Origin of the sequence: Arminella tubonensis (assembly GCF_003240585.1) — a bacterium.
Taxonomy (GTDB): domain Bacteria; phylum Pseudomonadota; class Alphaproteobacteria; order Rhizobiales; family Rhizobiaceae; genus Rhizobium; species Rhizobium tubonense.
On record NZ_PCDP01000036.1, the window covers coordinates 390,232 to 403,080 of the forward strand.

The window sequence follows — 12,849 nt, forward strand, 5'->3', positions numbered from 1 at the left end:
ATTCTCTGATAGACGGGGTCGCGGCGTTCCAGGAGAATGGACGTTCGCGCATTTATTGAGTCTGTCTGAACGAGGTGAGGCATTGCAGGTCGGTATCGACATGGGAACGGCGTCCGGCGGGACTTCGGCCACGCTCGATATCGAGGAACTGCTGGCGACGCGTCTGCTTGTCCAAGGCAATTCCGGGTCCGGCAAATCGCATCTGCTTCGTCGTCTGCTCGAACAATCGGCGCAGTGGGTGCAGCAGTGCATCATCGATCCCGAGGGTGATTTCGTCACACTGGCCGACAAATTCGGCCATGTGATCGTCGATGGCGAACGCTCGGAGGCGGAACTCACCGGCATCGCAAATCGTATCCGTCAGCATCGGGTCTCCTGCGTCCTGACGCTCGAGGGCCTTGATGTTGAGCAGCAGATGCGCGCCGCGGCCGCCTTCCTCAACGGCATGTTCGATGCCGATCGGGAATATTGGTATCCGGTTCTGGTCGTGGTCGACGAGGCGCAGATGTTTGCGCCATCAGTGGCCGGCGACGTTTCCGAAGATGCGCGCAAGATGTCGCTGGGCGCCATGACCAACCTGATGTGCCGTGGCCGAAAGCGCGGCCTTGCCGGCGTCATCGCCACGCAGCGGCTTGCAAAGCTTGCAAAGAACGTCGCGGCCGAGGCGTCGAACTTCCTTATGGGCCGCACATTTCTCGACATAGACATGGCGCGCGCCGCAGACCTGCTCGGCATGGACCGTCGCCAGGCGGAGATGTTCCGCGACCTGAAGCGCGGCAATTTCGTTGCCCTTGGGCCGGCTCTGTCGCGGCGACCGCTGCCGATCACCATCGGCACGGTCGAGACGTCGGCACGTTCTTCCAGTCCCAAGCTGATGCCGCTTCCCGATGCCAAGCCGGATGTCGAGGACCTGATCTTCACGCCCGATCCGGAAGAGTTCCTGCGCCCCGTTACGCGCCGGACGCCGCCGGCGCCGCGGCCGACGACTGATATCCTCGCCGAGCTTTCACGCTCGGCTCCGGCGGGAGCGACATCGGTCACCGAACCGCGCCCCGGCCGCGCAGAAATCTCGAAGGAAGATCGCGAGGAGCGGCTTGGCGCCGTGCTCTCCGAGATCCTCGATGATCCAGGTTCGGCGTTCAGAACCGATTCGGTGCTCTATCAGGAGTTTCTTGTCCGGCTTCGCATGCGCCGCGTACCCGGGCCGCCTTTGGCGCTTCCGGATTTCCGTCGTCGCGTGGCGATTTCGCGCTCCGGTGTCGATGTCGCGACGGCGGAAAGCGACAGCTGGGCCACGGCACTGTCGCTATCATCGGGGGTCACCGATGATCTGCAAGGCGTGTTCCTGATGCTTGCCAAGGCTGCCATCCGCGGTGAACCCTGCCCATCCGACGCCCGTATCGCCCGCGCCTACGGCACGCATTCGGCCCGGCGCGCCCGCAGGCTGCTGAGCTACTTCGAGGAGCAGGGAAGCGTCGTCGTCCATACGGATTTCGGCGGCAAACGCATCGTCGCCTTTCCTGACATGGACTGCCAGACCGCACCGGGCGATCCGAATGCTCCCGATGTAGCCGACGGCGAGCAGACGGCTGCGGAGTGAAAGCTATCTTGTCTGGTTGCCAATGACGTGAAGAGCGTCTTTCCCGCCCTTTACCGCGACGACGGAAAGACGCCGATCAAGTGTCGCGAGGGCGCCCCCGTGAAACCGTGCGAGGGCGAGCAGGTAGCTATCTGTGCTTGTTGACAAACTCCAGCGTTATCGGAGGGCTTCCCGGCTTAGCTATCAGGAGGGGAATGCCATTTCGCTCCTGGACTGGCTGGGCTTGATTGAGTTGACGGCGAGCCAAATCAGAAATTACTTGTCCTACGCTGCGCCCCTGTTGCGCAGCTATCACATTAGCGGCTGCCAGCACGTCGTCATCTATAGCTATAGCTAAGGTGGTTCGCATTGCGATCGTTTCCACACGCGTCAGTCATCGCGCATCATTGTCAGATAATCAAATGGCGCTCAATTTGCTTTTCGGCGCGCATAGGCGGATTTCCCGCTGTCCCAGTTGACAATTCCATGACTTCTGCCTAAACACCGCCTCAACGCCGGGCAGAAATGTCCGGTGTTTTATTTGACATGTCCCGTGGTTTGTCCGTTCGCTAATGTGACGAACCTGTCAGAACTCTTAAATCAGGGTTCAGAGGAGGGCGTGTTTCCTTAACCGGTTTGGTAACAGACCGGTTTAACACTATGAAAGGAAATACGATGAGCAAGCGCGAATCGTCCAAGTACAAAATCGACCGCCGCATGGGCGAGAACATCTGGGGCCGCCCGAAGTCCCCGGTCAATCGCCGCGAATACGGCCCAGGCCAGCACGGCCAGCGCCGCAAGGGCAAGCTTTCCGACTTCGGCGTTCAGCTCCGCGCCAAGCAGAAGCTCAAGGGTTACTACGGCGACCTGCGCGAGAAGCAGTTCCGCGCCATCTTCGCCGAAGCCGACCGCCGCAAGGGCGACACGTCCGAGAACCTGATCGGCCTGCTGGAGTCGCGTCTCGATGCGATCGTCTACCGCGCCAAGTTCGTTCCGACGGTCTTTGCTGCCCGTCAGTTCGTCAACCATGGCCACGTTACGGTCAACGGCGTTCGCGTTAACATCGGTTCTTACCGTTGCAAGGCCGGCGACGTTATCGAAGTTCGTCAGAAGTCGAAGCAGCTTGTTACGGTTCTTGAAGCCGTGAGCCTCGCTGAACGCGATGTTCCTGACTACATCGAAGCCGACCACAACAAGATGGTTGCTACCTTCGCCCGCGTGCCGACCCTTGCCGACGTGCCTTACGCCGTCGTCATGGAACCGCATCTGGTCGTGGAATTCTATTCGCGTTAATAGACGCGGATCATTTCGAACGGAAAGCCGCTCATTTGGGCGGCTTTTTCGCATTCGGAGGATGGATGATGGATCTGCAAGCGATACTGGACGGCATTCACGCCGAGCTCTTGCCCCGTCTGGGCGAGGGAAAGGTTGCCGATTACATTCCAGAACTGGCCAAGGTCGATCCACGGCAGTTCGGCATGGCGATCGTGACGGTGGATGGCCAGGTCCATAGCGTCGGCGACGCGCAGGCGCCGTTTTCGATCCAGAGTATTTCCAAGGTTTTCATGCTGACGCTGGCGCTCGGCAAGGTCGGCGAGCAGCTATGGACCCGCGTCGGGCGCGAGCCCTCGGGTTCGGCCTTCAATTCGATCGTGCAGCTCGAGCATGAGGCGGGTATTCCGCGCAATCCCTTCATCAATGCCGGCGCCATCGCCATCAGCGATGTCGTGCTGTCCGGCCATGCGCCGCGCGAGGCGATCGGCGAGTTGCTGCGGTTTGTCCGCTATCTCTCGGACGATGAGGCGGTGACTATCGACGAGAAGGTGGCACGCTCCGAGACGCAGACCGGCTTCCGCAACTTCGCGCTGGCCAACTTCATGCGCTCCTACGGCAATCTCGACCATCCGGTGGAGCACGTGCTGGGCGTCTATTTTCACCAATGCGCGCTCTCGATGAACTGCCAGCAACTCGCGAAGGCGGGGCTCTATCTTGCGGCGCGAGGCACCAACCCGCTTACCGGCCATTCGGTCGTCTCTCCGAAGCGGGCGCGGCGCATCAATGCCCTGATGCTGACTTGCGGTCACTATGACGGGTCGGGGGACTTCGCCTATCATGTCGGCCTGCCGGGCAAGAGCGGCGTCGGCGGCGGCATCATGGCCGTGGCGCCCGGTATCGCCTCGATTGCGGTATGGTCGCCGGGCCTGAACAAGGTCGGCAATTCGCAGCTGGGGGCAGTCGCCCTGGAAATGCTCGCAGCGCGTACCGGATGGTCTGTGTTCGGCGATTGAGCCGGTGTTTTCCCGTGGCAATTTCTGCTATGGGCTGCGGCAAGATTTCGATGGGACGGCAAGATGAACATTGCAATATCAGCAACTGGCGACCCGGATGTCGAATTGGAGGAGAGCGGGGCCGCTTCGCATCCGCTGTTTGCTGACGTTCCGCGTTCCGTCTCCTTCAACAAACTGCGCAAACGGCTGTTGCGCCAGGTGCGCCAGGCTTTCGACGATTTCGACATGCTGAAGGGGCAGCAACGCTGGCTGGTCGGTCTCTCAGGCGGCAAGGATTCCTACGGGCTGCTGTCGATCCTGCTCGATCTCAAATGGCGCGGCCTGCTGCCGGTGGAGCTCATTGCCTGCAATCTCGACCAGGGCCAGCCGAATTTTCCGAAGCACGTCCTGCCTGACTATCTGACCAGGATCGGGGTCCAGCATCGCATCGAATATCGCGACACTTATTCGATCGTGAAGGAAAAGGTGCCGGAGGGCGGGACCTATTGCTCGCTCTGTTCGCGTCTGCGCCGCGGCAATCTCTATCGCATCGCCCGCGAAGAGGGGTGCCAGGCGCTGGTGCTTGGTCATCACCGCGAGGACATCCTCGAGACCTTCTTCATGAATTTCTTTCACGGTGGCCGATTGGCATCGATGCCGGCAAAGCTGCTGAACGACGAAGGCGACCTGATGCTGCTTCGGCCGCTTGCCTATTGCGCCGAGGACGATCTTGCCAAATTTGCGGTGGCGATGGAATTCCCCATTATTCCCTGCGACCTCTGCGGGTCACAGGACGGCCTCCAGCGCAATGCGATGAAGGACATGCTTGCCGATATCGAACGGCGCATGCCGGGCCGCAAGGACACGATGCTGCGGGCGCTGGCGCATGTTAACCCGTCGCACCTGCTTGATCCGAAACTTTTCGATTTTTCCGGGCTCTCCGTCACCGAGCCGTCGTGAAACCTCGGCTAGGTGCGCTAGTGCCTTCGCGAGAGTCGGCACGGAGCACTACCATCTAAAGGACGAGCAAAAATGGCATCGACGATCGACATCACTGCCTTGGCAGACTTGCTGCGACATGCAGCGCAGCAAGAGATTCTTCCGCGCTTCCGGCGACTGGGCAAGGGTGACATCCGTATCAAGAGCGAGGCGACCGATCTTGTCACCGAGGCCGACGAGCGGGCGGAACGGCTGATCAAGGCGGAGGCGGCGCGGCTGTGGCCGGACGCCGTATTCATCGGCGAGGAATCGGTCGCGGCCAACCCGGCGCTGCTCGACACGCTGGAAGGCGCGGAGTTGGCGATTGTGGTCGATCCGGTCGACGGGACATTCAACTTCGCGTCAGGCGTTCCGGCTTTCGGCGTCATGGCCGCTGTCGTTGCCAAGGGCGAGACGGTTGCCGGCATCATCTTCGATCCGATGGGCGACGATTGGGTCATAGCGGAGAAGGGCGGCGGCGCCTGGCTGCGTCGCCCAGGCGGCGAGGCGGAACGCTTGTCTGTTGCCGTGCCGGTGGCGCTTGAAAACATGGTCGGGATGGCCTCGACCGGCTTTGTGCAAAAAGACAAGCGTGCGGAAATCATGGGCAATCTGGCCAAGGTCCGCTTTGTCGCGAACTATCGCTGCGCGGCCCATGAATACCGCACCTTTGCCGGCGGCCATGTGCACTATCTCATGTACAACAAGCTTATGCCCTGGGATCATCTTGCCGGAACATTGATCGCCCAGGAGGCGGGCGGATATGCGGCACGGTTCGACGGTTCCGCCTACCTTCCGCACCACTTTGACGGCGGGCTGCTGATCACGCCCGACAGGGAATCCTGGGAATTGATGCGGCGCGAAGTCTTTACCGTCTGATCAACACTCTTCATTGCTTCAAAGCCCGCGCAGAGCCTTGCGCGGGCTTTTGCTTGATCAGACGTGGCCGGCACCGGGATCCAATTGCGGGTCGTCGCCGGGATGCGAAAACAGCCTGCCGTTTTCCGCCCAGAGGGTCGATGCGATCGTCAGCAGGCCGAACACCGCGAAGCCCGCAAATAGCGGCCGCACTGTTCCGTCAAACATCTGGCCGACCGCGCCGCCGACAAGCGCGCCGCCGGTGGTCGATACGCAGCCGGTGATTGCCGTTGCTGTTCCCGCGAGATGTCCCATTGGTTCCAGGCAAATCGCCGTGAAGTTGGTGGCGATGACCGCAAACATCATCAGCAGGATGGTGAACGCGATATAGCTGTAGACGAACTGCGGCTTGCCCCCTAGCGCCACCATGAAAGCAAAGGCGGCGACCAGGGTGAAGATGATCAATGCCGCGTGCGAGATCCGCCGCATGCCGAAGCTACGGACAAAAATGCCGTTGGCGAAGTTGGCGACTGCGATGCCTGCGGCCGTGGCGGCGAAAGCTATCGGCAGCCACTCGCCGAGACCGTAGACTTCGCCGAAGACCTGCTGCACCGATGTGATGTAGGCGCAGATGACACCGCTGAACAGTGTCAGGCCAATCATATAGCCGCAGGTGATGCGATTGGTCAGAACGGTTTTGAAGCCTGAGGTTACCGAGACCACCGAAAGAGGCAAACGTTCCTCGATTGGGAGCGACTCCCGCAATCGCAGGAATGCCCATGCGAACAGGATGGCGCCGATCGAGCCGAGGAGGATGAAAATCCATTGCCACTCGGCATAGGTCACGATCAGCTGACCGACCGATGGCGCCACGATCGGCACGATCATGAAGACGATCATGACATAGGACATCACGCGCGCCATCTCACGACCGCCGAAGCAATCGCGAATGATTGCCATGGTGGTGATGCGTACGGCGGCGGCACCGACGCCCTGCGCGAATCGCAGGGTCAGCAGCATGGCGAGGCTGGTGCTCCAGGAAGCGGCGAGCAATGTCACGCTGTAGAAGGCGAGGCCGCCCAGCAGGATCTTGCGACGGCCATAGGTGTCGGACAGGCTGCCGAATACGAGCTGCGAAATGCCGAAGCCGAAGAAGTAGACGGCTATCACCAGCTGCGTGTCGTTGGCGTTGACCACTCCCAGCGATCGGCCCATCGCCGGAAGTGCAGCCAGCATGCTGTCGATCGCCATCGCCACGCTTGCCGTCATCAACGCGATGGTGACGATGAACTCGAACACGCCGAGCCCTATGCGGGCGGAGCCCTGTGGTTCCACTGAAGGCAGATGGGTGGGGTTCATTGTGGTCAGCCTATCAGTGGAGGGCAAGGGAAGGATCGGCGGATGGCGGTGCGTTCTGTGGGCGGAACAGCTTGCCGTTTTCCGCAATCAGCACGAAGAACAGGCCAATGACGGATACCGAGAAATAGCCGACGACCATGGGCGTTGCCGTTCCATCGAAGTGCTGGCCGATCGCGGCGCCAATCAGAGCGCCGCCGACCGTGCTCATGAAGCCAAGGACGGAAGATGCCGTGCCCGCGACATGGCCGAGCGGCTCCATGGCCAGCGAGTTGAAGTTTGACCCGATCCAGCCGAACTGGAACATGGCCAGCGCAAAGAAGATCATGAACAGCGGAAACGGCATCGGTGCTGGACCGAGAAGCTGGATGATCAGCCAGATGCAGGTGATGCAGACGAATCCCAGCAGCGCCGCATGCGACAGGCGCCGCATGCCGAAGCGGCCAACCAGCTGCGAATTGATGAAAGAGGAAAACGCCATGAACAGGGCCACGCCGGAAAAAGCGAGGGGCGAATAGATGCCGAGCTTGTAGATGCCGACATAGATCTGCTGGGCGGAATTGATGAAGCCAAACAGGGCACCGTAGAGGAAAGTGCTGGCGATCGTGTAGCAGAGGGCGACGCGGTTCGTCAGGACGATCGCGAACCCCGCGGCGACCGAACGGACGGTAAATGGACGAACATCTTCCGGGTGCAGCGTATCGGGCATTCGGAAGTACATCCAGACGAGCACGCAAGTGGCCACCGTTGCGATGAAGACGAAGATCATGTGCCAGGTCGCGAACAGCATGATGATCTGGCCGGTGCCTGGTGCAATGACTGGAACGATCATGAACACCATCATGATGAGCGACATGACCTCGGCCATCTGCCGCCCGCCGTAGATATCGCGCACGATGGAAATGGTGATCACGCGGGTCGCAGCGGCACCGAGGCCCTGGATGAAGCGCAGCGTCAGCAGACCGACAAAGGAGGGGATCACCGCAATGCCGATGGCGGAACAGATATAGACTACCAGGCCGATCAGCAGCGGTAGCCGCCGACCAAACCGATCCGATAGCGGTCCATAGAAAAGCTGGGCACCGCCGAAGCCAAGCAGATATGCTGAAACGATATACTGCCGGTGATTTTCGTTGTCGACGCCGAGGCTGGCGCCGATCTGCTGCAGAGCCGGCAGCATGATGTCGATCGCGAGCGCATTGATTGCCATCAGCAGGGCCGCCAGCGCGATAAATTCAGCTTTGCCCATGGGCGTGCGCGCGGCGGACACAGCTTGCGAAGAGTTCGTCACAACATAGATCCCATAAACATGCCAAGGCGCTGCCGGGAGGCAGCGCCTTCTTATTCAAACGGATTGTGGAAACCGGGCGGAGTGCCCGGTGACCGGTCAGGCGGCGCCGCGAACGGTTATGCCGTGTTCCTGTAAATGCTGCTGTAATTCGCCCGCCTGGAACATTTCGCGGATGATATCGCAGCCACCGATGAACTCACCCTTCACATAGAGCTGAGGGATGGTGGGCCAGTTCGAGTATTCCTTGATGCCCTGACGGATTTCCGCATCTGCCAGAACATTCACACCCTTGTAGTCGACGCCGATGTAATCGAGAATCTGCACGACCTGGCCGGAGAAGCCACACTGCGGAAACTGCGGAGTGCCCTTCATGAAAAGAACGACGTCGCTGCTCTTTACTTCATTGTCGATGAATTCGTTGATGCCGCTCATAAATGTTCCTTTCACATGCGGGGTCAAGGCCCGCAGCTTCGTTCGTGGAATTTAAATAGCATGTGGTGGTTCGATTTCCAGCCGCAATAACGCATGGCCGATATTTTTCATCGCGGGACCGGGCACGGATGCAACACCGGCTGTCACGAGACGTCGAAGCGCCTGGAGGAAGACATTCACGTCGTGGGCCACCATCCGCAATGTCGCGGATGGTGGCTTTTGAGGTTTCACATTTCTCGTCGCCTTGCTAGTCGACGAGTGTAGCCGGCATCAGAACTCTTCCCAGCTTTCCTTGACTGCGGCTTGACCGCCGAAAGCCTTTGCGACCTGCCCAGCCAGGCGACGCACTGGTGGCGAGGTTGGTTCATGCCTTCCGCCTGCCGCGTTGACTAGTCGAGGCCGACCCGTTGTGCCAAGCTGGAATTGGCCGACCAGTTCACGCAACTTGCCGCTTTCGGAGGCAAGGGAGGCGCCTGCCGCGTTCGTCTGCTCCACCATGGCTGCATTCTGCTGGGTCACCTGATCCATTTGATTTACAGCGGTATTCACCTCGGCGAGGCCCAACGATTGCTCTTTGGCCGAGGTCGCAATCGCGTCCATATGCTGGTTGACGGTGACGATATAGCCTTCGATCGTCTTCAGCGACTCTCCCGTCTCACGCACCAGCCTGACACCGCTTTGAACTTCGACGCCGGAAATGTGGATCAATGCCTTGATCTCCTTTGCAGCCTGCGCCGAACGCTGGGCCAGTTCACGTACCTCCTGTGCCACGACCGCGAACCCTTTGCCGGCATCGCCCGCCCTTGCTGCTTCAACACCGGCGTTCAAGGCAAGAAGATTGGTTTGGAAGGCAATCTCATCGATGACACCGATGATGTTGGAAACCTGGTTGGAGGACTGTTCGATCTTTTGCATCGCGTCGACGGCGTTGGCCACGACCTTGCCGGACTCAGCGGCACTTGCGTTAGCCTTGACGGCCACCGTGCGCGCTTCTTCGGCACGTCCGGAAGAGCTGGTTACATTCGCGGTGATTTGATCCAGTGCGGCCGCGGTCTCTTCGAGGGAGGCGGCCTGCTGTTCGGTGCGTCTGGACAGGTCGTCCGCGCTCTGGCTGATTTCACGCGAGCCGCTATCAATGGCAACGGTCGCCTGGGCAACGGCCTGCAGTGTCTCGCCAAGCTGCGCCACCGCGCCATTGAGGTCGTGGCGAAGGTTTTCAAAATCCGGTGCGAAAGGCTCATTCAGCTGGAACACCAAATCCCCTGACGCAAGGCGCCTCAGACCCGCAGCCAAACCCGCCGTCGCCTCCTGGAGCCGTCTCTGAGCAGCCGCCTCCGCTTCTGCGGTCAGGCTTATGCGGTCCGCTTCAGCCTGGTTCCGCAGGGCTTCGGCGTTTTGCTCCAGCCGCGCTTTTTCGATCGCTGCCTGGCGGAAGACCTCGACGGAGTGCGCCATATTGCCGACCTCGTCCCTTCGTCCTATGCCGGGAACCGTCACCGCGGTGTCGCCGGCGGCAAGCTTCATCATTGTTTCATTTATGCCGCGCACTGGTCGGACAATATTGCGGCTCAAGAAGAGGAGGCTAAGGGTGGCTACGACAACCATGGCCAGTCCGCCGCCAATGATTGACGCGCGGGCTGTCGCGCTCGCGGCAGCGGCTCTTGCCTCTCGCTCGCTCAGAAGTCCGGATTCTGCTTCCGACATTTCCTTTACCTTGGCGCGGATACCGTCCATCGACTGTTTTCCGGCACCTGATATTTCCAACTGGCGGGCAGCCTCAATCGTCGCCGGGCTTTTCATATGGGCTTTTTCGGCATCGACGATCGTCGACGTCCAGATCTTGGCCAGCCTATCGAGCTCATCAAGGCGTTTCTGTTGGATCGGGTTATCTGATGTCAGCGTCCGGACCTTGGCGAGTTGTTCGCCATAAGTGGCCGCACCAACCTCCTGCGGATCAAGAAATTTTTCGCTGCCGGAAATGACATAGCCGCGCATGCCTGTTTCCTGATCGACCATTGCGGCCATGATCGCGTTCAAGCCGCCAAGGACTCTATAAGTATGGTCGGTCCAGGAGGCAGTTTGTTCCTGACTCGTCATGGATCTGAAGCTAACCGTCGTGACGGCGAGGCTGATAAGGATGAGCACCGACAAGCTCAAAGCGATCTTTCCTAAAATTCGTAAATTCATAAAAATAGACATCCGAATTCTCCAATAATTTAAAACGCCGTCGAACGGACTCGCTCTCCTCTCCGCCAATCTGTTCTAAGGCGTTGCGAATATAGTCGGCGGCGGAGGTCATTTCGGCCGCGGAAAAAAGGAAATGCCGTCACCTGATGTTGGGCATGGCATCGGTATTAATCATAAACATTTACATGGATTTAACGTCGATTGTTAATCTAATATGCCTACTATTTTGCGTAAAGCGATGATAAATAATCCATAGATCGAATGACTCGTCGCTGCACAACTGAAGGTTGCTTATGGGCGCCCAGCGGTCACAGACTGGTGCACTTCTTGCTGTCAATTCCAGTAAGTTTGGGTTAGCTAGCTGCCAAATTGATCCGTCAGGCGCGATGGCCTGCGACGCGATGCCATGAAAAAGCCTGCAGAGGGTGGTGCTGGCAGCGGTCCGCATACCCATCTCATCGGAAACAGTATGAATCGCATTGCAAAAAGGGTGGTTCTCCACTTCCCTGGCTTCGAACCCCTAGATGCCGCGGCCCACCGGGCTCGCTACGGTCGGTCCGCAAGACAGAGTGCCTCGGCATGGGACTATTCCGCAGAAATGGGTGAGCTGGAGGACTTCGGCGCTGCTCCCTATTTCGATATCAGGACAAAGGGCGAAGAGTGGGAGACTCACAGCCGAATCCATGTGCTTGACCACAACGAGATTGTGACGCGGCTGAACGGCCGCAATCTGCTGGTTCGACTTTTAACGGGTTACCTTGCAGCGTTGCGTGTTGCGTTCGGCGGAGGATTGGTCGGCTACTTCCGTCATGCCTGGCGCTTCGGCCTGTTTTTCATCTTCCCATTTTTGCTCATCCTCATCGGACTGCTGATCAGCCTTGCAATCGTGCTCGCGCCGCATGTTGCCGGCCTCCCCAACTGGACCCTGCTTCTCGCCGTGCCGATAGCAACTGCATTCTTTGTGTATCTCTTTGCGCCGCAGGCCGAGCGGTTACACACCATGCATCTCTTTTCCGATTGGGAGCTGGCGGTGGCGATGGGCGGTTCGAATGACGCCAGCGTCGAGCGTTGGATCGAGGCTTGTGCGGCAAGTGCCCGCAAGGCCTTCGACGAGCCCGCGGATGAATACGTAGTTTCATCGCATAGCATGGGTTCAAGTGCTGCGGCACACGTGATCGGCTTGCTTCTGGAGCGCGAGCCGGATCTTTTTGCCGGCAAGCGCGTCGTCTTCAGCACGCTCGGCAGCGCGATCCTGCAGTGCGCATTGCTGCACTCGGCGTCCGTTCTTCGCTCTCGCGTAGGAGTGATCGCCCGTTGCAAACAGATATTCTGGACCGACGTCCATTGCCTGACCGATGCCATCCACTTTTACAAGGCGCAGGTTGCGGCTCTTTGCGGGGAGAGTGAGGCACCACAGGCGACGATTGTCTTCATACGCTTCAAGACGATGCTGACTGAAGAACATTATCGCCGGATCAAGATGGATTTTCTGCGGGTGCACCGCCAATATGTGCTCGGTCCGGACCGTCGAGCGGCCTTCGACTTCACGCTCATGACGGCGGGGCCGTTGCCGGCGTCCGATTTTGCCGGTTTTACACAGTCGAAGATGCCCGCTCTATAAGCGGGCATCGGTCTATAGTGTGATTTCAGTCCGGTGCCGATGTCTGCAGAGCCAAGGCATGCAAGACGCCGCCCATGTTGCCCTTCAGGGCGTCATAGACCATCTTGTGCTGTTGCACACGGCTCTTGCCGCGAAAGACCTCTGCCACGACCTCTGCAGCATAATGATCGCCATCGCCCGCCAGGTCACGGATCGTCACTTTTGCACCGGGAATGCCGGACTTGATCATGTCTTCGATGTCGCCGGGATTCATGGGCATGCTGGATAAAACCTCATTCTT

12 protein-coding genes and 1 pseudogene are annotated in these 12,849 nt (G+C 59.4%); 6 read left to right on the forward strand and 7 right to left on the reverse strand.

What is annotated here, in order from left to right:
* The first annotated feature begins 82 nt into the window (after nt 1-82).
* The gene (locus CPY51_RS16730) at nt 83-1,600 is read left to right on the forward strand and encodes a helicase HerA domain-containing protein (protein ID WP_111161336.1); all 1,518 of its coding nucleotides are present in this window, start codon (nt 83-85) and stop codon (nt 1,598-1,600) included.
* Nucleotides 1,601-1,603: 3 nt separating this feature from the next.
* Here the strand turns inward: CPY51_RS16730 and CPY51_RS33480 are convergent.
* Nucleotides 1,604-1,735, reverse strand: a pseudogene (locus tag CPY51_RS33480) (TA system VapC family ribonuclease toxin); the annotation flags it as partial.
* A complete protein-coding gene (locus CPY51_RS33485; RefSeq protein ID WP_111161337.1) occupies nt 1,728-1,949 on the reverse strand; it encodes a CopG family transcriptional regulator in 222 nt (73 codons plus the stop codon). The pseudogene CPY51_RS33480 and the gene CPY51_RS33485, both read right to left, overlap by 8 nt.
* Nucleotides 1,950-2,254: 305 nt before the next feature.
* On the opposite strand from CPY51_RS33485, the gene rpsD reads away from it, so the two are divergent.
* From rpsD to CPY51_RS16760, 4 genes are all read left to right on the forward strand, one after another.
* The gene (gene rpsD / locus CPY51_RS16745) at nt 2,255-2,872 is read left to right on the forward strand and encodes a 30S ribosomal protein S4 (protein WP_111161338.1); all 618 of its coding nucleotides are present in this window, start codon (nt 2,255-2,257) and stop codon (nt 2,870-2,872) included.
* A 65-nt stretch (nt 2,873-2,937) separates the two neighbouring features.
* Nucleotides 2,938-3,867, forward strand: a complete 930-nt coding sequence (locus CPY51_RS16750; RefSeq protein WP_111161429.1) for a glutaminase — start codon at nt 2,938-2,940, stop codon at nt 3,865-3,867.
* Between the two features lie 63 nt (nt 3,868-3,930).
* Nucleotides 3,931-4,806 (forward strand): tRNA 2-thiocytidine(32) synthetase TtcA, encoded by an 876-nt coding sequence (ttcA, locus tag CPY51_RS16755; RefSeq protein ID WP_111161339.1) that lies wholly within the window; start codon nt 3,931-3,933, stop codon nt 4,804-4,806.
* 72 nt (nt 4,807-4,878) lie between these two features.
* Nucleotides 4,879-5,703 (forward strand): inositol monophosphatase family protein, encoded by an 825-nt coding sequence (locus tag CPY51_RS16760; RefSeq protein WP_111161340.1) that lies wholly within the window; start codon nt 4,879-4,881, stop codon nt 5,701-5,703.
* 57 nt (nt 5,704-5,760) lie between these two features.
* On the opposite strand, the gene CPY51_RS16765 is transcribed toward CPY51_RS16760, so the two are convergent.
* From CPY51_RS16765 to CPY51_RS16780, 4 genes are all read right to left on the reverse strand, one after another.
* Nucleotides 5,761-7,041: a multidrug effflux MFS transporter gene (locus CPY51_RS16765; RefSeq protein ID WP_111161341.1), complete on the reverse strand. Its 1,281-nt coding sequence runs from the start codon at nt 7,039-7,041 to the stop codon at nt 5,761-5,763.
* 13 nt (nt 7,042-7,054) lie between these two features.
* Complete coding sequence (locus tag CPY51_RS16770) at nt 7,055-8,287, reverse strand: multidrug effflux MFS transporter (RefSeq protein ID WP_111161342.1); 1,233 nt, start codon at nt 8,285-8,287, stop codon at nt 7,055-7,057.
* Nucleotides 8,288-8,425: 138 nt separating this feature from the next.
* Nucleotides 8,426-8,761, reverse strand: coding sequence for a Grx4 family monothiol glutaredoxin (grxD, locus tag CPY51_RS16775; RefSeq protein ID WP_111161343.1), 336 nt, complete (start codon nt 8,759-8,761; stop codon nt 8,426-8,428).
* Nucleotides 8,762-9,031: 270 nt separating this feature from the next.
* Nucleotides 9,032-10,960, reverse strand: a complete 1,929-nt coding sequence (locus tag CPY51_RS16780; protein WP_111161344.1) for a methyl-accepting chemotaxis protein — start codon at nt 10,958-10,960, stop codon at nt 9,032-9,034.
* A 457-nt stretch (nt 10,961-11,417) separates the two neighbouring features.
* On the opposite strand from CPY51_RS16780, the gene CPY51_RS16785 reads away from it, so the two are divergent.
* Entirely contained in the window at nt 11,418-12,569 is a 1,152-nt protein-coding gene (locus CPY51_RS16785; protein WP_111161430.1) for a hypothetical protein, read from the forward strand.
* Between the two features lie 25 nt (nt 12,570-12,594).
* Here CPY51_RS16785 and CPY51_RS16790 read toward each other — a convergent pair whose 3' ends face one another.
* Complete coding sequence (locus CPY51_RS16790) at nt 12,595-12,828, reverse strand: BolA/IbaG family iron-sulfur metabolism protein (protein WP_111161345.1); 234 nt, start codon at nt 12,826-12,828, stop codon at nt 12,595-12,597.
* Between the last annotated feature and the right edge of the window lie 21 nt (nt 12,829-12,849).

Excerpts from the sequence above, each read along its gene's own strand:
- CPY51_RS33485 (WP_111161337.1), bottom strand. The coding sequence starts at position 1,949 with ATGCGAACCACCTTAGCTATAGCTATAGATGACGACGTGCTGGCAGCC.
- rpsD (WP_111161338.1), top strand. The coding sequence starts at position 2,255 with ATGAGCAAGCGCGAATCGTCCAAGTACAAAATCGACCGCCGCATGGGC.
- CPY51_RS16750 (WP_111161429.1), top strand. The coding sequence starts at position 2,938 with ATGATGGATCTGCAAGCGATACTGGACGGCATTCACGCCGAGCTCTTG.
- ttcA (WP_111161339.1), top strand. The coding sequence starts at position 3,931 with ATGAACATTGCAATATCAGCAACTGGCGACCCGGATGTCGAATTGGAG.
- CPY51_RS16760 (WP_111161340.1), top strand. The coding sequence starts at position 4,879 with ATGGCATCGACGATCGACATCACTGCCTTGGCAGACTTGCTGCGACAT.
- CPY51_RS16765 (WP_111161341.1), bottom strand. The coding sequence starts at position 7,041 with ATGAACCCCACCCATCTGCCTTCAGTGGAACCACAGGGCTCCGCCCGC.
- CPY51_RS16770 (WP_111161342.1), bottom strand. The coding sequence starts at position 8,287 with ATGGGCAAAGCTGAATTTATCGCGCTGGCGGCCCTGCTGATGGCAATC.
- grxD (WP_111161343.1), bottom strand. The coding sequence starts at position 8,761 with ATGAGCGGCATCAACGAATTCATCGACAATGAAGTAAAGAGCAGCGAC.
- CPY51_RS16780 (WP_111161344.1), bottom strand. The coding sequence starts at position 10,960 with ATGTCTATTTTTATGAATTTACGAATTTTAGGAAAGATCGCTTTGAGC.
- CPY51_RS16785 (WP_111161430.1), top strand. The coding sequence starts at position 11,418 with ATGAATCGCATTGCAAAAAGGGTGGTTCTCCACTTCCCTGGCTTCGAA.
- CPY51_RS16790 (WP_111161345.1), bottom strand. The coding sequence starts at position 12,828 with ATGCCCATGAATCCCGGCGACATCGAAGACATGATCAAGTCCGGCATT.